We start from the raw sequence: 24,035 nt of genomic DNA, 5'->3' as shown, positions 1-24,035 counted from the left end.
GCTAAGCATGCGCGTGAGCATGCATCCATGGCGCCGGCAAACCTGCGCGTCAAAGAGTGCCCAACGGCCTCAGCAAATTACGCAGTGCCGCGACGGTGATCGGACGCGAAAACCAGAAGCCTTGCGCTTCGTCGCAGCCGAGCGCTTCCAGTTGCGCGGCCTGCTCGGCCGTTTCGACGCCTTCGGCCGTCACGCGCAGTTTGAGCGCATGCGCCATCGCGATGATGGCGCCCACCAGCGCCGCGCATTGCGGATCGGTGCTCATGCGCATCACAAACGAGCGGTCGATTTTCAGGCGATTCAGCGGAAAGCGCGTCAGATACGCAAGGCTCGAATAGCCGGTGCCGAAGTCGTCCACAGCGACTTCCACGCCCAGATCGCGCAACGCAAAAAGTGTCTGCGCAGCCTGTTCGGTGTCGCCGAGCAAAACGCCCTCGGTGATTTCCACCTCGAGGTATGAAGGGTCGAGCGCGGCATCTTCCAACGCCTCGCGGATCGTCTCGAACAGATTATGCCGCTGGAACTGTTGCGGTGACACGTTCACCGCGAAGCGCGGCAACGTGCCGGTCAGCCTCAATAATTTGCCTGCATCGCGGCACGCGGTTCGAATCACCCATTCGCCGATCTGCTCGATCAACCCCGCCTCCTCCGCGACCGGCACGAATTCGACGGGACTGATCAAGCCGCGCTGCGGATGGTTCCAGCGCAGCAGCGTCTCCACTTGCGCGATGCGGCCGTTGGAGAGCGTCACCTGCGGTTGATACACGAGATGCAATTGCTGACGCTCGATCGCATCGCGCAGCATGGTTTGCAGCTCGAAGCGGCGCGCCGCCTGACCTTCCAGCGCGGTGGAAAACCGCCGCACCGCATTGCCGTTCACCGTCGAAGCCGCCGACAACGCCACGCCCGCGCGACGCATCAGCGTAGGCGCATCGCCGCCGTCGGCCGGATAAGCCACGATGCCGATGCTCGCGGTAATGTTCAAGGCAGTGCCGGCGTAGTCGATCGGCTCGGCGATTCGGCCCAGTGCTTCGGCGGCGAAGGCATCGGCGGCCGCGCCGGTTTCGTTGACCAGCAAGGCGAACTGCGTGCCGCCGATCGAGGCGATCGTGCCGTCGTTCGGAAAGAGACCGCGCAACCGTTCACCGACAATCTGCAGCACGAGTTCGGCCGCATGCAACCCGAGCGCATCGCGCAGTTTGCGCAGATGATCGAGCTCGGCGATCAGCACGGTAAAACCGCTGCCGCTACGCTGGCAACGCGCGATCGTCAGTTCCAGGCGCTCAGTAAATAGCGTTTGGTTGGGCAGACGGGTCACGCCGTCGTGATGCGCGACGTACCAGAGACGCGCTTCCGATTGCGCGTAACGCGTCATGTCGATGGCGATGCCCACGTAGCGCGCCGGCCTGCTGGCGAGGCCACCCGGATGCGCGGGCTCGGCGATGAGCGGCGCCAACGCCAGCACCACGCGAACCGGCGTGCCATTGCGCCGCAAAAAACTCCATTCGGCTTCATAGCGCGAAGTCACCGTGGCAAGCGGCGACAGTTCTCCGCGGCGCTTGGCGAGTTCGGCGGGATCGAACAAAGACTCGAAAGTCCGCCGGCCAATCAGTTCTTCCGCTGCAAATCCAGTCAGCTTTTCGAAAGCGGCGTTGACGGTCTCGAACGTGCCGTCCGTGGTGCAGATGAACATGCCGTAAGGCGCCGAGGCAAGCGCGGCATCGCGCGTACGCATGTCGGCGTAGAGGGGGACTTGCATCGCGCCGGCCTTTTGTTTTTTCCTGAGTAGTGAAAGCGATCGGACGTATTCTTGCGCGCGGGCGCAAATAGTGAAACCCCGAGTTCCGGTCCGATGTTTCGGGCAACCGTGCGTATGATAACGGGCTTTCGTGCCCTCGCCGAATTCGCGAGCCCCCCATTCTTCGCGCCACTCGTTTCCCTTGGTGTAATCCCCAATCCTCCCGACCGGCTCGCTCGCGCTTGCGCGCGCCATACGAGCCTCGCTATTGCCGGGATATTCGATTCTTCATGAGCGTCGCCAAATATCTGGCTTCCTAAGCAAACTTTTCCAGCCTACGCCGTACTATCCTTGTCGGCAAAAAAAGCAGCGAGCGAGAAAGCTTGCGGCGCGAATGCAATCATCGGATACCTTCGAGGTGACCGGCCCCTTTCAGACACCGAGCGATCACAAAGTGAGGTCGGTCAGACGGAAGATTGTTATGGGCTAGTTCACGCCTCCCACGGCCATACTGCGGCACCACCGGGTTGTGCCGGTCGGCGAAACTGTCGTGGTGAATCCACGCAAAATGCGCGACGTCGATGAAGCCTTCGGTCTGCCGTCCCGCCGATGCGTTGATGTCGATCGAAGGCGGCAGGATCTGCTGGAAGTCGGGATCATTCCAGTTCGGAAACGCGGGCAAGGCTTCCATGCCGCCACCCCAGCGACACCCACACGAGTCCGTACGCTTCCTGCGTCGCATAAGTGACGAGATGCAGCCGCTCGGGAATCGGGCCGTCCGTTTGCGATGGAATGTGCTTGCACTTGCCTTCGCTGTTATAGGCAAGGCCGTGGTACGGGCACACGATGTTGCCGTTATCGACCCATCCCTGGCTGAGCGGCGCGCCGCGATGCGGACAGATATCGCGCGCGCTCACCAGTTGGCCGTTCGAGCGGAACACCACGAGCGGTTCGTCGAGCAGCGTCACGCTGATGGGTTTGTCGGTGACTTCGGCGGCAAACGCCACCGGATGCCAGTAGCGGCTGAGAATCTCCCAGGCGTGGCTATCGAACGTGCAATTGCGGGGTAACGCGGGTGAACGTTGAAATGTCAGCGGACTGGTGGTGGCCGAAGCGTTCGCAAAAGCAGTGGCGGAACTCATGCGTGTCTCCAGAACCTGGTGGGGGTTCGTCGCGCTCATGAGCTGTCTCGAGCGCGTTGGAGAGAACGATAGCGGGATGAGGTCCGCCGACCCATCCCCTGAAATGCATTGACTCTATGTACGGAAAAGCATAGCGAGCCGCCGCACCGCGACCGCGCTTTTTACGCGGCGCGCGGCAACGCCGCTTCGATGAACACCGCGCACAGCGCTTCCATGCCCTTCGCGTCTTCTTCGTCAAAGCGCGCGACGATCGGGCTGTCCACATCCCACACGCCGATCAGCGTGCCGTCCGGCGCGACGAGCGGCACGACGACTTCCGATTGCGACGCCGAATCGCAGGCGATATGGCCGGGAAACTCGTGCACGTCGCGCACCACTTGCGTCTGCCGAGTTTGCGCGGCCGTGCCGCAGACGCCCTTGCCGAGCGCGATGCGCACACACGCGGGCTTGCCCTGAAACGGTCCGACGACCAGTTCGCGGCCGTCGTGGAAATAGAAGCCAGCCCAGTTCAGATCACTGAGGGAATGAAACACGAAGGCGGAAAAATTCGCGGCGTTGGCGATCCAGTCGGTTTCGTCGGCGAGCAGCGAGCGCGCCTGGGCGACCAGTTCTTCGTAGTGCGCGGCTTTGGGCAGATGCGAGGCGGAGGAGACTTCGAACATGACGGCGTCCGTGATGAAAGCGGAAAGAGGAACAGCGAGTCGTGCAGTTTAAAGCAAGCCGCCGTTTCCTTCACGGCGCGCGGCGCAACGTGCACGAAGCAAAGCCCTCTTTCCCTGCGGTTCCGTCAGACCCGTCGGCGTCCACGCGGACATGAAGCCAACGGGCAAAACCACACGACGATTACTGATCGACGCCGATAATCACGCTCGATGCCTTGAAAATCGCCGTCGCCGCTTTGCCGTTTGCGAGGCCGAGGCGATCGACGCTCTCATTGGTGATGATCGCCGCAATCTGCGCGCCGCCGGCGCTGATCAACACTTCGGAATTCACCGCGCCCTTCGTGACCGCCGATACCGTACCGGCGATGCAATTGCGCGCCGACACCTGGTCCTTCGTGATGTCGACCATCAGGATCACCGACGACGCCTTGACCAGCGCAAAGGCTTTCTTGCCCACCGCGAGGCCGAGCGACGTCGCGCTGCCGTGGGTGATGATCGACACGATCTCGAGACCTTCCTGGGTGCGCAGCGTGACTTCGTCGTTGACGGCGCCATGTTTGAGCTCGGTGACTTCGCCGGCGAATTGATTGCGTGCGCTGGTTTGCATGTTGTTCTCCTTGGTTGGGCGGCCTCGAGCGAGCGTTCTTTCGAGGCCATCCGTTGGGATTAAGCAGTGAGCGTGGTGGAACGCTCGCCGGCTGCGGCAGCCTGCGCGTGAAGCGCGGTATCGCGCAGCCGCTATGGACGACGCGAACCCCAATGAAACCACATAAGCGTTGTGTTTGGGAGTGCAAACGCGGCGCCGGTACGACATGCTGCACAATGCGCCGACACCGTATCATCGTGCCCTGGACCTTCTTCGCCGAACCTCATGCCCGTTGCCGTTCAATCCCGCCTCGCCGCCTGGCCGAACGCCTGCCGCGCCGCCGCGTTGTGTGCCGCGCTCGCGGCGATCACTGCCTGCAGCAATCCGTCGCCGACGCACGACGCGCACGCGCCGGTCGACACCGTCACGCTCTTCCCCATCGCACATTACGATCAGGACGTCGATCACTGGCTCGAACCGGACAGCCCCGGCTACGACCAGCCGTTCCTGAGTCCTGCGGACCAGCAGGCGCACTTCAAGGCCCTTTACGCGCGCTACTTCGGCACTGGCACCGCGGCGCCCTCGCCGTGGAATGTCAACTTCGTGACAATGCTGGTATATCGCCAGCAAGGCGCGGACATTGCGGCACTGCAGCAGCGGCGCATCGGCAAGTTCGACAATACCGGCAAGAGCGGCGCGGACATCGGTTACGGAGAAAATTTCCGGCCGCACGACAAGGCATGGATCGACGCCATCGCGCAAAACATGAACGTCGCGCAGTTCACGCAGATCGCCGTTTATCAGCCGCAGCGCCGCGCAATCGCGACCGGCAACCTGATGGTGCGCGAGTTGCCGACCACCGACCCATCGTTCTACGACCATCATCTGGCCGGCGAAGGCTATCCGTTCGACAACCTGCAGATCTCGGCCGCGCGGCCCGGCACGCCGCTGTATGTGCTCGGCAGCAGCCTCGACGGCGCGTGGCATTACGTGCAGACGCCCGACGTGCAGGGCTGGGTGCGCAGCGAGGGTGTCGGCATGGCCGACGACCGCTTCGTCGATACATGGCGCGCCGCGGCGGGCAAATCGCTCGGTGCGGTGATCGTGGCGTCTGCGCCGGTGCGCGACAGCCGCGGCGTGTTCCGCTTCGACGCGCCGGCCGGCACACTGCTGCCGATCGTCCCAGCCAGCGCCGCGCGGCCGGCGCAAGCAAAACCCGTGGCGAGCGACCCCGGCAACACCGGCAACACAGCCGAGCCGGCCGTTGCGCGTCAGGTGCTCGTCCCGGCGCGCGACGCCGAAGGCCAGGCACTGATCCGCACCGCCGCCCTGAACGACGCGCAAATCGCGCCGATGCCGCTCGCCGCGACGCCGCGCCATCTGGCGATGCTGATGAAAACGCTGATCGGCCGCCCCTACGGCTGGGGCAATAGCGGCCTCTACAACGATTGCTCGTCGGAACTGCAAAGCATCTTCGCCGCGTTCGGCGTCTGGCTGCCGCGCCATTCGTCCACGCAGATGAACGCCGGCCGCATGATCGACCTGTCGTCGTCCACGCCCGCCCAGCGGCTCGACTATCTGGCGCAGCACGGCGAGCCATTGCGCACGCTGGTCTACATCGGCGGCCATGTGATGCTGTATATCGGCAACACCACCCGCAACGGCAGCGCGGTGCCGGTCGTCTATCAGGACGTATGGGGCTTGCGGCCCGCCGACGATAGCCGACGCGCGGTGATCGGCGGCTCGGTGATTCTGCCGCTGTTCGAACACATTCCCGAAGACGCCACGCTGCAATCGCTCGCGGCGACGCCGACGTTCCAGATCAGCATCCTCGGCGCACCACGTGGCGGCGCCCCGGCGCCGTCCGCCCCGCCGCCGGACGAGGACAATCCGGCCGGTTGAAACAGGCGCCCGGGTGGTCGCCGGACGCCCGGACCAAAAATATTTTTTCCGGAGTGTCGATTCAACGGTCATGTACTCGTCGTAACGTTGAAGACCTGACTCGACGAGTCGGTCTTTCACCTCACGAACCTGTTACTTCAAGGAGTCGCCGTCATGTCCAGCAACGCTGTCAAACCGATCCCGGACGGGATGCACTCGCTCACCCCGTATCTGATCTGCGCCAACGCCGCGGACGCCATCGCGTTCTACACCAAGGCCTTCAACGCCGTCGAGCAGGTCCGCCTGCCCGGCCCCGGCGGCAAGGTCATGCACGCCACGCTGAAGATCGGCGATTCCATGCTGATGCTGACCGACGAATGGCCCGAGCACCAGTCGTTCGGCCCGAATTCGCTGAAAGGCACACCGGTCACGATTCACTACTATGTGGAAGATGTCGACGCCAGCTTCAAGCAGGCCGTCGACGCCGGCGCGACCGTCGTGATGCCCGTCACCGACATGTTCTGGGGCGATCGCTACGGTCAGGTGAAAGACCCGTTCGGGCATAGCTGGTCGTTGGCCACGCACAAGCGCGACCTGAGCCCGGAAGAAATCCAGAAAGCCATGGACTGCATGAAGTAAGGCGCGGTCCGTCCGGTGAGAAGGAGGAGAAACGTCATGCAAAAGATTGCGCCGTGCCTGTGGTTCGACGGTAATGCGGAAGATGCGGCCCGCTTCTACACGTCCGTGTTTTCCGATTCCCGCATCGCCACCACGTTGCATTACACGGACGCCGGACCCGGACCGAAGGGCGGCGTGTTGGCCATCACGTTCGAGATCGAAGGCCAGGAGTTCATGGCGCTGAACGGCGGCCCACAGTTCCCCTTCACGCCGGCCATTTCGCTGTTCGTGCACTGCAAGTCGCAGGAGGAAATCGACCGTTACTGGACGAAACTTCTGGACGGCGGCAAGGAGTGGCAATGCGGCTGGCTTCAGGACCGGTTCGGCGTCTCGTGGCAGATCGCGCCCGACGTGCTCGGCGACATGCTGCGCGACCCGGACGAGGCCAAGGCGAGCCGCGTGATGAAGGCCATGATGAATATGGTCAAGCTGGAAATCGCGCCGCTCGAAGCGGCTTATCGCGGCGATTGAAGTGCAACCCTGAACGCGCGCTGCCGGCGGCGCGCGGCCTGCTTGCCGTTGCATTGAGAATTCACGGCGCGGCAAGCAGGCAAGGGGCGCGAGAGCGCTATCTTTGATAGGATCGGTCTCGACCCATAATCGGCGGGACATGAACGGTGCGCGTCAATTATCAGGCTTTCTTCTGCTCGCTGTTTGTCGCGCGTCTCGCCGATCAGATCCTGCTGTTTCTCGTACCGCTCGTCGTCTTCCAGACCACGCACCAGGTCTCGTGGTCGGGGCTCGCGTTCTTTATCGAAACGCTGCCCCGCTATCTGGTGTTTCCCTTCTTCGGCGCCTTGTGCGACCGCATCTCGCCGCTCAGATTGATGCGCGTGAGCCAGACCGTGCGGGCGCTGGCGTGCTTCGGCGGTGTACTCGCTTACGCGCTGTTCGGCGGCATCGGCTGGTTGATCGCACTCTCTGCCGTGTGCGGCGTGTTGACGAGCCAGGGTCTCGTCGCGCGTGAAGTCATGCTGCCGCAAATCTTCAGCACGCAGCAGTTTCAGCGCGTGCTCGCCTACTCGCAATTGGCCGACCAGTTGGGGTTCGTGCTCGGTCCGATGTTCGCCGCGCTGCTACTTGGCCTGTGGCGTTGGGAATGGGTTGTCGGTGCAACCGGCGTGCTGTTTCTCCTCGCCGATGGCGCGCTACTGCTGTGGCAACGCGCGAGCGGCTTTCGCGCCGCCGAGCCGCCGGCCTTGGCTCCGGGTCACTGGACGTTGCCGCTGCGCATCGCGCTGCGTCATGTGCTGGTGCTGCCTGGCCTAAAGAAAGTCGTGCTGCTCGCCGCCGCCGAAAATCTGGTGATCGGCGTGACGCTCGCCACGTCCGCCGCCATGGTGACCGGCCTTCACGCGCAATCGAATCACTACTATGCCGGACTGCAAACAGCCGGAGCCGTGGCGACGGTGCTGATTCTGCTGACGATCGCACGCGCCGCATGGCCGGCGCGCGCCCTGGGCCTGGTCGCCTTCGTCTCGATCTGCGCGGGCGGCGTGATCGCCGGCGCGAGCGCGGCGCCGTGGGGTTATGCGCTCGGCTTCCTGCTGATCGTCGGCTTCGACAAGATGTTCAACGTCTACATCCGCAGCGCGCGGCAGCAAATCATTCCGCCGCAGGACTACGGCAAGACAACCGGCGTGGTGATCCTTCTCAACAACATGACACAGCCGCTCGCCGGCCTGCTGGTCAGCGTGTTCTCGGCGCGCACGCAAACCGGCCCGCTGATCGTGACCCTGTCGCTGACGATGGGCGGCATCGGCGCGGCCGTGTCGATCGGTGCGGCGCTGGTGCGAAGGAAGCGCGCGCTGGCGCTCGGGGAATGACGCCGCGCCGGCATGCCTGAATGCCGTTGTTAATATCGAGTGCGGGTTGCGCAGCGCTCGGGCAGCTTTAGGTCTTTATCCGCAACGCAGCTAGACAGCCTCGCACACCACCGCGAACTTTAGCAACTGCGTCGGCCCGAACGCGTTACTGAGCGCCACGTCGGCCGCGTCGCGCCCGCGCGCCATCAGCACGCGCCCCGTGCGCGGCGCGTTGTTGCGCGGGTCGAAGGTCTGCCAGCATCCGCCGATATACGCCTCGAACCATGCGGCGAAATCCATCGCCGCGTACGGCGGTGGCAAGCCGACATCGCTGATATAGCCTGTGCAATAACGCGCCGGAATATTCATGGCCCGGCATAGCGCCACCGCCAGATGCGCGAAGTCCCGGCACACGCCTTTGCGCTCCTGCCACGCCTGCCATGCGGTCTTGGTCGGCCGCGCAAAGTCGTAGCCGAACACGATGTGGTTGTGCACGTAATTGCAGATCGCATCCACGCGCCCACGGCCGAGCGGCAACTTGCCAAAGGTCTGCCACGCGAATTCGGAGAGCAGATCGGTTTCGCAATAGCGGCTGCCGAGCAGAAACACCAGCGTATCGTCAGGCAGCATTTCCACCGGATGCTGTTCAGTGTAGGGCGGGCGCATCTCCGGCTCGGACGACACCTCCAGCACCGCGCTCGTCGAAAAGGCGATTTTTCCCGGCGGCGCCACCAGCCGGCTGCACAGATTGCCGAACGAATCGCGATACTGGCTGATCGGCACCGGTGGATCGACCACCAGCAGATCGGGGTTCAGCACCTCTTTCGCATGCGAATAGTGGGTGTTCAACATCAGCATCATCGGCGTCGGTTGCACGCACTCATAGACCAGCTCGTAGCCAACGCGCAATTTCATCGCAACGCCCTCTTCCAGTTGAAACGTTCAGTTGACGCGCACGGCGAGCCGCCCGAAACGGCACTCCCCGCATACGCGTTTTAATTCGACACGCCGCGATCTTCGGCGCGCGTTCATTCGTTCTTATCCGCCTTGCTTCGCCGTCATTCGCCTTCGGTCACGCTCACGTCCACCTGCAAGCCGCGAAACGAATGCGGCGCGCCGTGCCACGTGCCCCACAACGGCAGCGCCTGATAGGCGTTCCACGCCACCGCCACGCGAATCAGATGGCGGTTGCCGACGATGCTGTTGGTCGGATCGAAATCGACCCAGCCGGCGCCCGGCAAATAGATCTGCAACCATGCGTGCGTCGCGCCGCCGCCCTGGGTGGCGTCATGCTCGGGCACGAATATATAGCCGCTCACGAAGCGCGCCGCGAGGCCGAGCGAGCGCACCGCGTCCATCATGAGCACGGCAAAATCTCGGCAACTGCCGCTGCGGCTGCGCAAGGTGTCGCCGGGACGGTTCACGCCTTTTTCCGTGCGGCGCACATAGAAAAACGAGCTCTTGATTTCGAGCGTCATGGCGCGCAGGAGCGCCATCGTGCCGCTGCCCGTGCCGCCGCTTTTGCCGTTCTTGCCGCCTTCGCCGCTCTTTGCAGCGACACCCGATGTCGGTACGAAACGGCGCGCCCACTCGTCCACGTCGCTGTCCGGATACTGGCGGCTGCGCGCGTTCACGAGATCGGAAGCCTCCTCGTTGGTGTACGCGAACGGCCAGTTCACCGCGTACGGTTCGAGCGCGTAGTCGGGCATGGGCGCTTCGAAGTGCTCGAGCGTCACTTCGCTGTCGAAGCGCAATTCGCTCGCCTTCTCCGCGAAACTCGCGACCGCCACCGAGTTGTCGAACACGTCGTGCAGCCAATGCAGCCGCGACGGCGCGGGCGTGATCACCAGCTTGTTCGTGACGAGTCGCAAATCGTGGCTCGCGCGTGGCCTGAACATCATGCGATGTTCGCCGAAACGCACGGGTTCCGAGTAGCGGTAGACACTGACGTGGCGCACCGTGAAGCGCTGCGGCTCATTCATCCGACCGCCCGATGGATGCCGCCGGGTTCATCCTGTCCATCGCGTTCACGCTTTTAAAAAGCCGCGGCCGCCGCAGGCGAAAAGCGCGCGACGCGGTTTTGATCCTAATGAGCCACGGCCGGCTTGCGGTGTGGTCGAGTGCTCTGCACGACAAACTGACGGGTTCAGCATACACCCGCCATATTGGTTGAAAGCACTCATTTGGCCGCGGCGTCGCGCGGGAGAAGTTATCAACAGAATCTGTTCGCAAGGCTGTGGACAAATCACACTCTGATAAACAGCACCGCCCCACAAGGCTTTGCAGGCGAGGGACGGGGAAAATTCCGTCCCCCGCGCACCCTCAAACATCCATTCCCCCACGTTTCCCCATACGCTGCGGTGCGGGGAAACCTTCGTCCCCCACCGGGGGACTGCCCTACATATTAGACATGTGTCTCGTTTGAGATTCAAGCTAACGCCGATCAACAAGACAAGTGACTTGTCTAAAGTCTATACATGTGAGTTGTCGATGCTGCGGTGCACATCGGGCGGGGAATGGTCCCCGCGTTCCCCCACGGCACACTAGAACTGCGCCGTAGCCTACACTCCGGCTGTGACGCGGGAACATGCAATGCAGCCGCGATCTATTCGAGTTTCTGAAGGGCAAGATAGCCAAGCCGATCCTGGTAATGCCATCGAAAAGCCATCCGATAAGCGCCCGGCAGGACGGACATCGTCCGCGCCGGTTTGAACAAGCCAGTGGGCGGAGGCGGATAATTTTCGCCATTGGGAAGTTCCTTCAACGAAACGTAAGGGTAGTCGCCTAAGACGAACGCACTTTTTCCACAAGAAAGTTCGTCGGATGCTAGTGTGCACGATCGTGGACTGAAGCCACCGAGCAGCTTTCCGCTCTTGTCATAGAGCTTAAAAAGAGGTTTGTTCTTGTCGCTCGCATAAATCTCTACGCGGCCAATTCTGTTCTGGAAATTGCTCGCATCCGTCACCTTGTAGTTACCGTACAGTCTTGGCATCTCCTCTAGATTTCCCGACATTTTCGTATCGAGTATGGGAAATTTTGAATAGTCAATCGCGCACGCCGACAACGAGACGCACAACGCCGCAATCGCAAATTTACTTAACATGGTTGGCTCGCAAAAGAGCATGAATAAAAATTTGGTCCCACTCAGAACTGAGCCATAGCCTGCACTCCCACCGTCACGCGCGAGGCCGGGAAACCGCTGGGTTTGTAGACCGGCGTCCCGGCGAACAGGTCGTAGGAGAGACCGACAAAGCGGGAAGGCAGACCACCGCGTATGCCGATCACCGCACCCGCCAGTTGTGTCCCGGCCAGAAACGCCGTGTTCGGCCCGAACACGCGGCCATAGTCGATCCCCGCGTACAGCGCCTGTCCCGTCTGGCCAATGGGCCATTGCAACTCATTGCGCCAATAGAAACCTTTCTCTGCCGCCAGCATGGTTTCGCCGTCAAAGCCGCGCACGGTGTAGCGGCTGCCGATGGTCAGGTCGTCCAGATAGAACAGCGTATCGTTGGTGAACTGCGCGTGAACGGCCGTCACGTAGCGCAAGCTCTGTTGCGCGACCGCGAACGGCACCGACAGGTTCGCATCCAGTACCGCCATGTGGTAACGGTAGGTCGGACCCTCGGGATACGGGTCAGGCGTCGCGCCCAGGCCGCCGATGCCTTGACGGTACGCAAGCGTACCGTCGAACTGGGATGCGCCAAAGTAATGCCGGTCGGTCAGGCCCGCTTCGATGAACGTGTTGTTGCGCCGCTGCTGCGGTATGTCCGTGTCATCAATGAAGCTCTCACCGAAACGCTTCGATAGCTGGAACTCCACGCCGAATACGCCGGTCTGGCTGCGGCTTAGTACGCGCGCGAGCCTCAGTGCGGCTGTCTGCGAGTTACCGCTGGACACGAACGTCTGGTTCACGCCCGCGATGTTCTGGTAGTAGGTGTTCGTGTTGCCAGACAGCGTGGCCGTCCAGTATCCCCACGGCAGCGAGTAAGAGCCGTTGAAGCCGTGCGAGCCGAGCGCCTTGTTGCCGAACGACAGGTCCTGATTTGCGCCGACCGTGAAAATGTCGTTGAGTCCCAGCGGATTGTCGATGCCGAGGCTCACGTTGCCCTGCCACTTGCCGGTCGCATCCGTACCCGAGTTATCAACCGATGCGACGAAGCTCCACGGTTTCGCGCGCTTCACGCTCACCACGACATCGCTTTCGCCGGGTGTATTGGTCGGTTCGATCTTCATGTCCACGTCCTGCGACGCGACGCGCTTCATCTGCTCCAGGCCCTGCTCAAGGTCGCGCAGGTCCAGCAGGTCGCCATCACGGGCCGGGAATGCAGATTTAAGGGTGCCTCGTGTCTCAGCGTCCGCAAAACGGAGCTGGTGGACGACGCCAGGAACAAGCGCAAGGTCCAGCGTGCCGCTGGACAGGTCCTGCTCCGGGACGAGTACGCGCGTCGTGACATAGCCACGGCTCAGGATGGCCTGCTGCAGCCCCTTCGTCAGTGTGTCAATGCCGGCCTTGCCGATGCATTGGCCCCTGTAGTGATCGAGCCATTCGCGCGCAAAGGCGAACGGGTCCAGTGATAGGGCCGACGCGCCCTTGCTGCGCACGCCAGCGGGCAGCGTTGTTGGGACATCGAGCGCGAATTTGCCGATGCGGAAGCATGGTGTTTCGACCGGCAGCAGCGGATAGCCCTCGAATGTCGGGAGGGTCGAACGCACGGCGGGTGCCTGCACGGTTGCGTCGCGCTGCTGTGCATCGCGTTGTTGCTTTATCTGCTGGTTCTGCTCGGCATTGGCCCGCGCTGCGGCAGCTTCATCGGCTGGCGTCGACGCGTGCTGGGCGTTCGACGCGAGCGATACCAGGGCTGTGAGCGGCAGCGCCGCCAGCCTCTTTCGGAGTTTCATAGGATTCGAAGCGAACCCGGCCGCATGGCCGGGGTTATTTTAGAAGAAGAATCTTTTTGCGATAGCTACACCCAAAATTAAAAAAACTATCGCAACTGCGAGCCAGTAAGCAGTTTTTGACTTACGGCTCATTTTTTCCCATTGCTCCTGGGTAGGTCCACCACCCGCGACCATAAATCCTCCTTAATAGATAGGCTTACTCACTTGCGTTGCATGCGACCATGGCGCTACCCCATAGGACAATCCTCCAGGCGCTCCTATGCCCAGTTCAATGCCAGTCGCCCCGCCGTATCCGTGAGTTATCGCGGCATTTGCATTGAATCCGAGCCATGTAGGAACGGAAATATATGCTTGCGTGGCATCTCCGTTGAGATAGTTGCTCGTTCCTTTCGCCCCATTGACACCAAATACCCAACCGACTGTACCGGCAACCCCAGGCTTCCATGAAACTGACGATGGATTTGATTGTGTGACTCCACCGGACAAATACGTGGACCCATCATATAAATTTACGGCAACGCTTCCAGTGCCGGACAGACTAGTGGCACTCACTGTCGCGTAGTTTGGCTGCAGACTACCGGTAGCAGCGTCACCATTAGCCATCTGCGCCTGGATCGCGGCCTGATAGACCGCATCGCTGCACTGTGCACCAGGGGGGCACGCTTGCGACACCAAATCTCTCTGCTTCTCCGGCTTGCCATCGACATTCAGCTGGCGATTAAAGCGGTCGGTGTTGTAGCCCTCGAATGCGCCTGCGTCGCCGCCAACCGCCGCGCCCGCGCTGGTAGCAATCGCGTTAGCCACGATGTTACCCAGCGCCATATTCATGTCGGCGTTACCTGTCGGATTCGAACCTGCAATCGCGCCGCTCAGTTCATTCAGCCTGCCGCCTGCAATTGACGCGATGCCAGCGCCCGCCGCCCCGCCGATCGCGTTGCCGCCTGCTAGTCCGGTCACAAGCGCCGCGCCCGCAGCCTGCATCTCGGCGCGAGCGGTGCCACCTTCTTTCCACGCGTCCATTCCTACCTGGTCGCCATTGTCCCTCGCCTCCTTAAATTTCGAGTTTGCAAAGTCACCGATGCGCCGCGACACCGCTTCACCGGCCGCGCTTGCCGCCGCCATCATGTCGGCCTGCCGGTCGAGCAGATTATTCACGTCCGGCAACTTTGCCACCGTGCCATTGGTGTTCGACGTGTCCCGGTTCAGGCTCGCGATGTCCTGCGTCTGGTGAGCCGCGTCGGTCACGCTGACGGTGCCCGCGCTGATGCCGCTACGCGTGGTCGCACTATCGCTGCCGCTGTCGTTCTGGCTCAGCATCGGCGCACCGCCGCCTGTGTTCTTGCCCGACGTATTGCCATGTGTGGTGTAGTTCGAGCCGCCGTCGCCTGCTGTCACGCCGCCGCTGATCCCGCCCGTATGTGCGCTGTAGCTCGACGAGTTCTGTATGTCGCTATACGTGAGTGTGCCGGTCGAAAGCGTGTTCTTCGACGCGTCCGCATCGCTCGCAATCACCGCACCCTTGAGGTCCGTGTTCCCCTTGACGCTGATGTTGAATCCACCGTCACCGGCCTGGATACCTGCCTGTTCATTCACGCCTGCATAGCTGCCGCTCACGTTCGCGTTCGTGTGGCTGAAGCTCGCGCTGCCGCCGCCCTGGCTGATGCTGAAGCCGCCGCCCGTGCTTTCCTGATGGGCGCTGCTCGACATCGTGTCCTGCACGCTCGCGATGTTCAGGTTGCCGCCCACGTCCGCGTTCACCTGACGGCCATTGACGTTTGCCCCAATGATGTTGGTGTCGCCCCCCGAAATGATCGTCGCGGTGTTCGCGGCGCTCACATGCGTGTTGTTCTGCATGGCGGCGTCGCTGTTCGCATCGCCGTGCGCCTTCGACATCGCCGCATCCACACCCCACCCCTGCGTACCATATGACACTCCGACGCTCGCGCTGCTCGACTGGTTCGTGCTGCGCGTCGAGTCGGTATCGGTCGTGTTCAGAAGATTCACCTGATTCTTCGCCGCGAGAATCACGTCGTTCGCGTTGACATTCGACCCTGCAATGGTGACGTTGCCGCTACCCGGCGTGCCGTTGCCGGTTGCGACAAACGCAGCCGTGCCGCCCGCCGTCACGGTCGCCTCCTTGTTCGTGGTCGAATCTTCCGCGAAGGTGTCTTTCGAATGGCTCGAACCGTAACTCAGTTCAATCTTCGCGTCCGGCTTCTGACCGTTTGCGAGCGCGCCCATTGCTTCGCCTCCCGCGCCGAGGGCATCCACTGCGCTGCTTGCCGCTGCCATCCCGTGCAACGCCGCCGTACGATCGTCCTGGCTGTGGCTCGCGGCATGCGTCTGATCGATCACGTTCGTGATTGCGTCGATGACGGATGACTTGACCGCCAGCGTGAAGCCGCTCTTGCTGACTTCGTGCGTCTCGTCGTGGTGCATCGTGTCGATGGCTGAATCAATCGTCACATTCGCGCCGGTCCCCGTGACGTTCTGCCCCGCAATCAGGGCGCTGCCGGTGACACGAAGGTCCGCACCCGCCGACAGGTTCACACTACCGTCCGTGCTGCCGACCAGGCTGCCGTTATTCGTCACCGACCTGTCGTGCGCCGTGTCCTTCGTATCGACCGTGCCGTAAGACACGCCAATGCCGCCCGAACTCCCTAGCCCCGTCTTCACGTCCTGATGGAAGTGGCTGCTCTCGCTCGTGTCCTGCGTGGTGTTGATGCTCAGGTTATTCGCCGCCGCGAGGCTCACGTCATGCGTTGCCGCGACCGTCGAGCCGCTGATCGTCATGTCGTGACCCGCCGCACCCGTGACCGTGTCGCCCGATACGGTCGAGCCGTTCGCGATGACCTGGTGTGAACTGGTCGTGTCCGTGGTCTTCTCTTTCGACAGGAGGCCGGAATGTTCGTCATGTGACCAGCTCTGCGCGTCGTGCGTTTCGCTCACGCTGCCGATGGTCACGTCACCCGTAGAAATCATTCTGACGCCGCCCGCGTCGGCTGCGACTGACGAGCCAAGCACCGCAAGATTGCCGCTGCCGTTCTGTCCCGCTGCCAGCGACACATTCCCGCCCGCACCGACGTCCGAACCCTTGACCGTTTCATCGTAGGATGATTTCGTGTACCGGCTCGTGCTGTCGTTCAGCGACTGCTCGCTATGCGAGTGTGTATCCCTCGCCGCAGTGACCGTCAGATTGCCGCCCGCGATCAACGTCGCATCGCTGCCCGCGCGCAACGTCGCGTCCGTGAGCGTCGTATCGCGCCCGGATACCGTCGCGAGCGATCCACCCGCGACAACCGCGCTGCCCAGGTTCTGCGTCACCGAGTCATGCAGGAAGTTCTGCCCGTCATGTTCGCCCGAATCCTTCGTGGCGGTGAGCGTCGTCGTACCAACGTTCAGATCGCGACCGGCGGCAATGGCCGCGTTACCGCCCGCCTGGACCAGTGCGCCGTTCAGGTTCACGTCACGGCCCGCGATGATGGTCGCACTTCCCGTCGCGGAGATCGTGCCGACCGCATCGACGCCTGTCGTACTGACGCTACCCGTCGAGGCGCGGTCGGTGAACGTCTTCGACACGCCATAGGTCTGCGTCTCGTTGATGACATCGCGACCCGCCTGCACGACGACATCGCCACCGCCAATGCGGCCACTCACGTTGCGCACGTCCTGGACCGCTGCCACGGCCGTCGTCCCCGCGCTGCCGATGATGCCGCTGTTGACGACGTTGTTGCCGATGATCGTCGTCGCGAGATTGCTGGAGACGTGACCGCTATTGTTTACGTCGCCGCTCGCGTTCAGATTCACCGCGTTACCCGCGACGAGCGCGCCGCTGTGCGTCAGGTCGACCGTACCCGACTGCGCGAGATACACCTGCGGTACAAGTACCGTCTGGTGTGAGCCGTCCGGTAGCGTCACGTCCTGGGACACGAGCCACACCATGTCGGTGGTCAGTTGCTGCATCTGCGATGCCGTCAGCGCGATACCCGGTTCCAGTCCGAATTCCTTCGCATACGCGACACCGCTGTTCATCAGCGCCGTGTACTCGTCCAGGTTGTCCGAGTAGCCTGCGAGGAACGTACGCCCGGTCAGTTGCGTGACCTGGTTGCGGATCAGCGTTTCCTCATACAGCCCGTCACCAAGCCGTTTCTCGATCTTCGACGGATCGAGGCCGAGCTGACCCAGCATGTAATCGCTCGAAATGAACTTCGTGTACTGCGTGAAACGCGGATCGGTCACAACCAGGTACGTGGCACCGGGCGCGGTGTTGTACGTGTAAAGCCCATTGACCGGCAGCTTCAGGTTCGGAATGCCACCCGTCGCGCCGCCGACCGTCTGCGGATTGCTGCTCTGGCCGCTCACGCTGCCAATCTGGTTGCCACTCACGGCCGTGCCGCCGCTCTGTCCGCTGATCGTGCCGGCCTGCGTGCCGTCCGCGCTGCCGCCCGTCACGCCCGAGCCATTCACGGTCTGCCCCTGGCGGTTCACCGAATTGATGCTGATGGTCTGCGCGCTGGTCTGAACGTTCTGGTTCGACGTGGCAATCGCGGGCAGGGCATCGACGGTCGTGGTCGTCTGCGAGATACCGTCGTACTGGCCGTCCTCTCTCGGCTGCGTCGTGTCGTTGCTGCCGCCCGTCTTCTGGTGCCAGTAGTAGACCGAGGCCGTGTCCTGCATGACCGTTTGCTGGAGCACCGTGCCTGTGTCGGTGACGCTGCCGCCATTGGCACGGCGCACAAGGTCACCGCCCGCGGCCATGGTGGACGATTCGTTGTTGATGCTGCCGTTGTCCGCGTTGATGCGGATTGCGCCCTGCGCCTGGATGGTCGCTGCGTTGCCCGCGCTCAGGAGCTGGTCAGTGGTCGTCGTAGTGCTGGCTGTGCGCGAGAGTTCGACGTAGTCGTGGGTGCCGTTCAGGTCTGAGCGCGTGTCCACCTGGTCGGGGCGGATATTTTTGCCCGGGTCGTAGTCCGGCCAGAAGGTGATCGAGTAGGTGCCGTTACCGTTGTCAGTGAGGCTCTGGTAGTACTGCACCGGGTTGTTCGTGATGGTGCGGGTGGACGGGTCGCCTCCGCCGATCAACGCTCCACTTGTATACGTGTCCGTCAGCGGCGAGGTGAGCGAGAAGCTCTGTGCTTTCGGGTCGAGGTTGGTGATCTCTGAGGTCGGCACCTGCACGGTGATCGGATGCATCAGGTGGCCGATCACGCCGTAACCGAGTCCTCCGTCACTCCAGCGCCATTCGGGATGGTCGAGGCTGTAGTAGCTTCCCATGTCGCCGGGAGGCAGGCCCGCTGTCCACAGGGTCAGCGTGGTCGAGCCCGCGTCTTGTGGCGTGCCCGCCTGGGTCTGCACACCGGTCCGCACGTTGCTGACCGTGTGCGCGGCAATGTCGATATCGCCGTCCGCCTCGATGGTCGCGGCGCTGTTGGTGAGCGTGCCGGTCTGGTTCGCGAGCATGCCGGACGCGTCGCGCGTGCCGTCCTTCGCGACCTCCAGATTGCCCGCACTGTAGATCAGCGCGCCATCGGCATTGGTGACGGAGTTCTGCGCGTAGACGTGGACGCTGTTCGCGCCCGCGATCAACGCTGTGGCGCCAGTGTTCTGCGCGTCAGCCGCGTTGACCGTCACGTCGTTGCCGATCACCGTCCCGGTGTTGGCGAGCGTCGCGCTGTTCGTCGTGACGGTGTCACCTTCGATGCGGCCATCATTGGTGAGCGTGCCAGAAGCGTTGACGGTCGTCGTGGCCGAATTGATGTCGCCGGTTGCCGTGTTCACGACGTTCGCGCCGGTCGCAGTCAGCGCACCATTTGCGGCAAGTGCGCCCGTATTGGTGAGCGTGCCCGTCGCGCTGACGGTCATGTCGCCGTCCGCGTGCAGGTTGTTCGCCGCATCGTTCGTATAGTCGCCGAGAACGGCGAGCGACAGGTTGCGGCCCGCGATCATGTCGCCGTCACCGCTCACGACGGCCGCCGCCGACAGGTCACGGTTCGCGCGGATCGCGCCGCCCGCGTTCGACAGCGACGCGACGTTCACCGACACGTCCAGCCCGCCGAGGATCGCGCCGCCGTCGTTGATGACCGCCGCGTTCGCCTGGTTCAGGGTCAGCGCCGTGCCGCCGAAGATCGTGCCGCCCGCGTTGTTCACATTCTGCGTGACGTTCAGGTTGCCCGCGCCACCCGCAACGAGGTTCCCGCCCGCGTCGTTGGCCAGCGTCTGTGCGTTCACCGTCACGTCACCGTTGCCGCCGAGCGTGCCGTTCGTGTTGGTGACGCTGTTCGCGGTGACGGTCGTCGCGCCGTCGCCTGTGTTGGTCAGCTTGCCGCCGGTGTTGTCAATGGCCGCTGCCGATACTTTCACCGCACCGTGAGCGCCGTTGGCCGCAATCGTCCCCTGTGCGTTCGCCAGGGCACCGCCCGCTGCGACGGACAGATCGCCCGCCGTCTGCGCGGAGCCGCCCGTGTTGTCGATGTCGCCCTGCGTGGTGACTGACAGGCCAGTGCCGCCGTACAGCGTGCCGCTGCGGTTCACGATGCCCGAGGCCGCATTCACCTGCGCGGCCCGTTGCGCGGACAGCGTGCCGCCCGTATTGTCGAGGCTCGCGCCGGTTGCGCCCAGCGCGCCATTCGTGAGCATCTTGCCCGATGCGTTCGATATCGCGCCGGTTGCATTAAGTGCGAGCGTGCCCGTGCCCGCGTGCTGGAGCGTGCCGCTGTCGTTCGTGACCGTCTGCGCCGATACGCTCAGGTTCGACGCGTCCGATGCAATCGTGCCGCCCGTGTTGTCCAGCGTGCCGCCCGCGCTGACGGTCTGGTCCGCCGTGCCGTATTGCGTGAGCCTGCCGCCGCGATTCACCAGGTTGCCGGTTGTCGAGACGGCAAGTGCATCGCCGTCGATGTCGCCGTTCGTGTTGTCGATCGAGGAAGCGGACACGGTCGTGGCCGATCCTGACAGCGTGCCGCCAGCGTTATTCAGCGCCCCGGTGGTGGACGCGTTCAATGCGCCGCCTGCGCTGATGCTGCCCGCGTGGTTGTCGAAGACCTGCGCCTGAACGGTTGCATTGGTTGAGGCGTTGATGTGCCCTTGATTCGCGAGTGCGCCTGCGCTCACGTTCAGCGCGCCGTTCGTCCCGATGGTGCCGCCTGCGCCGTTGACGAGCGCGCCCGTGGTCGTGAGCGCCATCCCGTCGCCGTTCAGCGAGACGATGCGGCCTGCCGTGTTGTCGAGCGACGCGAGCGTGAAGACTGCGCGCGCGGCAGCCTGGATCGCGCCCTGGCGGTTGTTCAGCGCGGTGCCCGACATCGCCAGCGCGCCGTTGGTGGCGATCTGGCCCGAGACGTTCGACACCGCGCTCCCGCTGTTGAGCGCCAGCGCCGCCATGCCCGCATGCTGGAGCATGCCGCCGTCGTTCGTAATCGCCTGCGCCGTCACAGTCAGGCGGTTCGCATTTGATGCGATCGTACCGCCCGTGTTGTCGAGCGTGCCGCCCGTGACGATGGTCTGGTTGCCTGCGCCGTACTGCGTGAGCCTGCCGCCGCGATTGACCAGGTTGCCGGTTGTCGATAAGGCCAGTGAGTCGCCGTTGATGTCGCCGTTCGTGTTGTCGATCGCGGAAGCGGAGACGGTGGTGGCCGATCCCGACAGCGTGCCGCCCGCGTTGTTCAGTACGCCGGCCGATGTTGCATTGAGTGCATTGCCCGCGACGATGCTGCCCGCGTGGTTGTCGATGAGCTGCGCGCGAACGGTTGCACTGCTTGAGGCGTTGATGTGCCCTTGATTTGCGAGTGCGCCCGCGCTCACGTTCAGCGCGCCGTTCGTGCCAATGGTGCCCGCCCCGGTGCCGTCCGCGCCATTGACGAGCGCGCCCGTGGTCGTCAGCGTCATGCCGTCGCCGTTCAGCGAGACGATGCGGCCCGCCGTGTTGTCGAGCGTGGCAGCGCTGATACCGGCGAGCGCGGCTGACTGGACGACGCCCTGGCGGTTGACGAGCGCACCCGCCGTGTCCAGCCCGAGCGTCGAACCGGAAACGATCTGGCCGCCCGCGTTCGAAACGTTCGCCGCCGATACCCGCATCGCGCCACCGCCCGACAGGTTGCCACTGTCGTTGACGAGCGTGCCCGTGGCGTTCGCGTTGAGCGCGCCGCCCGCCGTCGTCGTCGCGCCCGACAGGTTCAGATCGCCACCATTTGCGGTGAGCGCGAGTGCGCCGTTGGCCGACGTGTTGCTGCCCGCGAGACTGACCGATGTACCCTGGATCGTCGTGTTGCCGCCGCCTTCGTTGCGGCCGGTCGCCGTGACCGCACCATTCGCCGCGACGGAGAGGTCACCCGCATTCTCAATCGTGCCGTCGCCGTTCACGCCCGCGCCAAGCGTGCCCGTCGAGACGACGCTGGCTGCGCTGACGGTAGTGTTCTGCTGCGCGGCCAGCACGCCGCTGTTCGTGAACGCGCCAGACGTGTTCACGCTGACGTTCTGCCGCGCGTAGGTCGTCCCGCCATTGTCGATGCCGTCGCGCGCGGACACATTGATGTTGCCGCTCGCATTGGTCTGTCCGGCGAGGACGAGCTTGCCCTGTGTCGTCAGAACGAGGTCGCCCGCCTGCGCAGCAAGTACACCTCTGGTTGACACGCCAACGCCGTTCTCCGTGCCGACGAGAACGATCCGGTTCGCATACATGCCACCAAGATTGCTCACGTCGATGGAGACGCCAGGCGCGGGACCGTCACCCGCGATCGGGGTCGCGTTGAGCGTGTCATGGCTGACGCTGTTCGCACCGGTCACGACGTTCAGGTTCTTCGCGTAGATCGCGGCATTCGCCTGGACGGCGCGCGAGAGCAGGTCAACCTGATCGGTATCGCCTGCATTGAGCCCCGCACCTCGCACGGTGATCTGGCCGCCAGAAACATTGAAGCCCGCGAGCGAACCGTCCGATGCGAAGTTCGGTGTGCCGGTCGTCAGGATCGCGCGCGACGTGTTGATGAAGCCGCCGCCGTTCACGCTGATTCCGGAACCGTTCGCGATGACGACTTCCGCACGCTGGCCCGCGACTTCAAGATGCCCGTTGATCTGGCTCGCCGCGCTGCTGTTGACCTGGTTGACAATGACACGCGCGGACTGACCGGGGCCGAAGTTCGGATTGCCGTTAATCATGCCCGCCTGCTGCGTCTGCACGATGGTGGGCGAGTTATTCAGGATCGCGCCTTTCGGCTGCACGTCGAACTGGCCGTAGGTGTTCATCGAGACGCCCGCGCCAGACGGGCGGCTGATGTTCACCTGGTCCAGGCCGTTCTGTGTCTGGATAACAGACGGTGCGTGCGCGCCGCCTGGAACGATCTGCGCGCCTGACCACGAGGGTAGCGCGCCAAGTAGCGCAAGCGCGGTGAACGCAATCTGCCGCAATGAAAAAATCACACCCTGTGATTTTCTGCTGCACACGGTGGTCCCGCCTGCCTGCTTGCCCGTTGCCGTGGCGGTTTCCTCGACGGCGACAAGCATTCCTCTCAGTCGGCTGTAAACCAGCCTGTATGTCTTCCGGTTCATTTTTCTGCTTCGTATTGCGGATTATTAACCGGGCCGTAAACTAGCGGACATCAGACTGACAATCTGTCAACGTTCGTCAAGATGTCGACCAATGCAACATTCCACATCAAATCAGAATTGTCCTATCGAGCATCGGCCAACCGTGCAGTAGCCGGAACAGGAAATAAAGAAGCCCGCACAAGGCGGGCAAAACAGCCACACGTCTTCCGGGGAGGGCAACGACGGCTGCTGAGAGAGCTACATGGCCCTCAAGGGACAACAGGAACTGTATGGGCTGCGGACACGGAGCCGCGATAGGACAACTCTGAATCCGGTCACGCCAGTAGCGCAACAAGTGACTTGCAAAAAGTTAAGGGCGACCGGAGACGCGCTGTCCCAGAAAAACTGCCCGCGCGTGGATGATAGGGCTACGACTTCCCGTCTCCCGTCCCGTACCACCGTACTCCCGGCGTATCGCTCTCCACCTGGGCGAGCGCACGCCGCGCCTCGTCGCGTGCAATGCCCTTGCCGAGTTCGGCCCAGCGCTGCAGGCAACGGTGAATCTCCAGCACCTGCAATGCGGTTGCACGGTCCTCGCGCACAGCCGTGATGGCGGTACTGCGCGACGAGTCGTACGGCGCGGTAGCCGTAATGCGTCCGCAACAGGTGCAGTTCAAGGAGACGGCGTACCCACCGCGCGCCTCTCGGCGTGTTATCCACCAGCGCTTCGGGATGCCATGCGTCGAACATGTCCTGCACGGTCAGTTGTGCCTGCGCGCTCTCGTGCTCGGCCAGCTCCTGCTGCTGGACGACCTGTGCCTGTTCGACCCTGATCTTGTCTGCGACCAGTTTGCGCTCGCCGGCCGGATCGCCGCCGAGCTGTACGCGCAGCTTCGTTTCTTCGAGTTGCAACCGGATGGAAGCCAGCGGATCGCGCGGCCAGGCACCCAGCGGCATTTCGCGGTCCTCTCCCCTGAAGCGGTAGCGAAAGTAAACACTGACACGTTTCTTCCCGGCGTGCACCTCGTGCGCCGCGGGCTGAAATTATCCACAGATTCTGTTCGCAAATCTGTGCATAACTATCCGGCAAAAACCGCAAGCTGTTGATGCGATTGCCATTTTTAC

16 protein-coding genes are annotated in these 24,035 nt (G+C 63.1%); 5 read left to right on the top strand and 11 right to left on the bottom strand.

Annotated features, from left to right (window positions below; translation table 11 throughout):
* Positions 1 to 49: 49 nt before the first annotated feature.
* From ACQKRQ_RS23425 to ACQKRQ_RS23405, 5 genes are all read right to left on the bottom strand, one after another.
* Positions 50 to 1,759, bottom strand: a complete 1,710-nt coding sequence (locus ACQKRQ_RS23425) for a putative bifunctional diguanylate cyclase/phosphodiesterase (RefSeq protein ID WP_427479716.1) — start codon at positions 1,757 to 1,759, stop codon at positions 50 to 52.
* A gap of 379 nt (positions 1,760 to 2,138) precedes the next feature.
* Positions 2,139 to 2,429 carry a hypothetical protein gene (locus tag ACQKRQ_RS23420; protein ID WP_427479714.1) on the bottom strand — a complete coding sequence of 97 codons (291 nt, stop codon included), beginning with the start codon at positions 2,427 to 2,429 and terminating at the stop codon, positions 2,139 to 2,141.
* Positions 2,395 to 2,880 carry a Rieske 2Fe-2S domain-containing protein gene (locus tag ACQKRQ_RS23415; protein ID WP_427479712.1) on the bottom strand — a complete coding sequence of 162 codons (486 nt, stop codon included), beginning with the start codon at positions 2,878 to 2,880 and terminating at the stop codon, positions 2,395 to 2,397. The genes ACQKRQ_RS23420 and ACQKRQ_RS23415 overlap by 35 nt, the downstream gene beginning before the upstream one ends.
* A gap of 161 nt (positions 2,881 to 3,041) precedes the next feature.
* Positions 3,042 to 3,542 carry a GAF domain-containing protein gene (locus ACQKRQ_RS23410; protein WP_132375312.1) on the bottom strand — a complete coding sequence of 167 codons (501 nt, stop codon included), beginning with the start codon at positions 3,540 to 3,542 and terminating at the stop codon, positions 3,042 to 3,044.
* Between the two features lie 181 nt (positions 3,543 to 3,723).
* Positions 3,724 to 4,149, bottom strand: coding sequence for a TOBE domain-containing protein (locus tag ACQKRQ_RS23405; protein WP_408177998.1), 426 nt, complete (start codon positions 4,147 to 4,149; stop codon positions 3,724 to 3,726).
* Positions 4,150 to 4,413: 264 nt separating this feature from the next.
* On the opposite strand from ACQKRQ_RS23405, the gene ACQKRQ_RS23400 reads away from it, so the two are divergent.
* The 4 genes from ACQKRQ_RS23400 (at position 4,414) to ACQKRQ_RS23385 (ending at position 8,513) form a co-directional block, all read left to right on the top strand.
* Positions 4,414 to 6,030 (top strand): SH3 domain-containing protein, encoded by a 1,617-nt coding sequence (locus ACQKRQ_RS23400; RefSeq protein WP_427479709.1) that lies wholly within the window; start codon positions 4,414 to 4,416, stop codon positions 6,028 to 6,030.
* A 153-nt stretch (positions 6,031 to 6,183) separates the two neighbouring features.
* Entirely contained in the window at positions 6,184 to 6,648 is a 465-nt protein-coding gene (locus ACQKRQ_RS23395) for a VOC family protein (protein WP_132375317.1), read from the top strand.
* Positions 6,649 to 6,684: 36 nt separating this feature from the next.
* On the top strand, positions 6,685 to 7,158 hold the full coding sequence (locus ACQKRQ_RS23390; protein ID WP_427479707.1) for a VOC family protein: 474 nt from the start codon (positions 6,685 to 6,687) through the stop codon (positions 7,156 to 7,158).
* A gap of 146 nt (positions 7,159 to 7,304) precedes the next feature.
* Positions 7,305 to 8,513 (top strand): MFS transporter, encoded by a 1,209-nt coding sequence (locus ACQKRQ_RS23385; protein WP_427479705.1) that lies wholly within the window; start codon positions 7,305 to 7,307, stop codon positions 8,511 to 8,513.
* A gap of 90 nt (positions 8,514 to 8,603) precedes the next feature.
* Here the strand turns inward: ACQKRQ_RS23385 and ACQKRQ_RS23380 are convergent, their stop codons facing one another.
* The 6 genes from ACQKRQ_RS23380 to ACQKRQ_RS23355 all read right to left on the bottom strand — a co-directional run bounded on the left by ACQKRQ_RS23380 (position 8,604) and on the right by ACQKRQ_RS23355 (position 23,512).
* Complete coding sequence (locus ACQKRQ_RS23380; protein WP_132375320.1) at positions 8,604 to 9,407, bottom strand: transglutaminase-like domain-containing protein; 804 nt, start codon at positions 9,405 to 9,407, stop codon at positions 8,604 to 8,606.
* A gap of 143 nt (positions 9,408 to 9,550) precedes the next feature.
* Entirely contained in the window at positions 9,551 to 10,474 is a 924-nt protein-coding gene (locus tag ACQKRQ_RS23375; protein ID WP_132375322.1) for a transglutaminase family protein, read from the bottom strand.
* A gap of 623 nt (positions 10,475 to 11,097) precedes the next feature.
* Positions 11,098 to 11,595 carry a hypothetical protein gene (locus ACQKRQ_RS23370; protein WP_427479702.1) on the bottom strand — a complete coding sequence of 166 codons (498 nt, stop codon included), beginning with the start codon at positions 11,593 to 11,595 and terminating at the stop codon, positions 11,098 to 11,100.
* A gap of 41 nt (positions 11,596 to 11,636) precedes the next feature.
* Positions 11,637 to 13,391: a ShlB/FhaC/HecB family hemolysin secretion/activation protein gene (locus ACQKRQ_RS23365; protein ID WP_427479700.1), complete on the bottom strand. Its 1,755-nt coding sequence runs from the start codon at positions 13,389 to 13,391 to the stop codon at positions 11,637 to 11,639.
* A gap of 183 nt (positions 13,392 to 13,574) precedes the next feature.
* Complete coding sequence (locus ACQKRQ_RS23360; RefSeq protein WP_427479698.1) at positions 13,575 to 22,931, bottom strand: hemagglutinin repeat-containing protein; 9,357 nt, start codon at positions 22,929 to 22,931, stop codon at positions 13,575 to 13,577.
* 407 nt (positions 22,932 to 23,338) lie between these two features.
* Complete coding sequence (locus tag ACQKRQ_RS23355) at positions 23,339 to 23,512, bottom strand: hypothetical protein (RefSeq protein WP_427479696.1); 174 nt, start codon at positions 23,510 to 23,512, stop codon at positions 23,339 to 23,341.
* Positions 23,513 to 23,519: 7 nt separating this feature from the next.
* On the opposite strand from ACQKRQ_RS23355, the gene ACQKRQ_RS23350 reads away from it, so the two are divergent.
* Complete coding sequence (locus tag ACQKRQ_RS23350) at positions 23,520 to 24,017, top strand: hypothetical protein (protein WP_427479694.1); 498 nt, start codon at positions 23,520 to 23,522, stop codon at positions 24,015 to 24,017.
* The last annotated feature ends 18 nt before the right edge of the window (positions 24,018 to 24,035 follow it).

This window comes from Paraburkholderia sp. NPDC080076 (assembly GCF_050281145.1).
Classification (GTDB): Bacteria; Pseudomonadota; Gammaproteobacteria; order Burkholderiales; family Burkholderiaceae; genus Paraburkholderia.
The sequence above is the reverse complement of the archived record's forward strand: the minus strand, read 5'-3'. Positions and strand labels throughout refer to the sequence as shown.

What these genes read in the sequence shown, in the direction of transcription:
- ACQKRQ_RS23365 (WP_427479700.1), bottom strand. Translation starts at nt 13,391, where the DNA reads ATGAAACTCCGAAAGAGGCTGGCGGCGCTGCCGCTCACAGCCCTGGTA.
- ACQKRQ_RS23405 (WP_408177998.1), bottom strand. Translation starts at nt 4,149, where the DNA reads ATGCAAACCAGCGCACGCAATCAATTCGCCGGCGAAGTCACCGAGCTC.
- ACQKRQ_RS23350 (WP_427479694.1), top strand. Translation starts at nt 23,520, where the DNA reads ATGGCGGTACTGCGCGACGAGTCGTACGGCGCGGTAGCCGTAATGCGT.
- ACQKRQ_RS23370 (WP_427479702.1), bottom strand. Translation starts at nt 11,595, where the DNA reads ATGTTAAGTAAATTTGCGATTGCGGCGTTGTGCGTCTCGTTGTCGGCG.
- ACQKRQ_RS23380 (WP_132375320.1), bottom strand. Translation starts at nt 9,407, where the DNA reads ATGAAATTGCGCGTTGGCTACGAGCTGGTCTATGAGTGCGTGCAACCG.
- ACQKRQ_RS23395 (WP_132375317.1), top strand. Translation starts at nt 6,184, where the DNA reads ATGTCCAGCAACGCTGTCAAACCGATCCCGGACGGGATGCACTCGCTC.
- ACQKRQ_RS23420 (WP_427479714.1), bottom strand. Translation starts at nt 2,429, where the DNA reads ATGGAAGCCTTGCCCGCGTTTCCGAACTGGAATGATCCCGACTTCCAG.
- ACQKRQ_RS23425 (WP_427479716.1), bottom strand. Translation starts at nt 1,759, where the DNA reads ATGCAAGTCCCCCTCTACGCCGACATGCGTACGCGCGATGCCGCGCTT.
- ACQKRQ_RS23375 (WP_132375322.1), bottom strand. Translation starts at nt 10,474, where the DNA reads ATGAATGAGCCGCAGCGCTTCACGGTGCGCCACGTCAGTGTCTACCGC.
- ACQKRQ_RS23415 (WP_427479712.1), bottom strand. Translation starts at nt 2,880, where the DNA reads ATGAGTTCCGCCACTGCTTTTGCGAACGCTTCGGCCACCACCAGTCCG.
- ACQKRQ_RS23360 (WP_427479698.1), bottom strand. Translation starts at nt 22,931, where the DNA reads ATGAACCGGAAGACATACAGGCTGGTTTACAGCCGACTGAGAGGAATG.
- ACQKRQ_RS23400 (WP_427479709.1), top strand. Translation starts at nt 4,414, where the DNA reads ATGCCCGTTGCCGTTCAATCCCGCCTCGCCGCCTGGCCGAACGCCTGC.
- ACQKRQ_RS23410 (WP_132375312.1), bottom strand. Translation starts at nt 3,542, where the DNA reads ATGTTCGAAGTCTCCTCCGCCTCGCATCTGCCCAAAGCCGCGCACTAC.
- ACQKRQ_RS23390 (WP_427479707.1), top strand. Translation starts at nt 6,685, where the DNA reads ATGCAAAAGATTGCGCCGTGCCTGTGGTTCGACGGTAATGCGGAAGAT.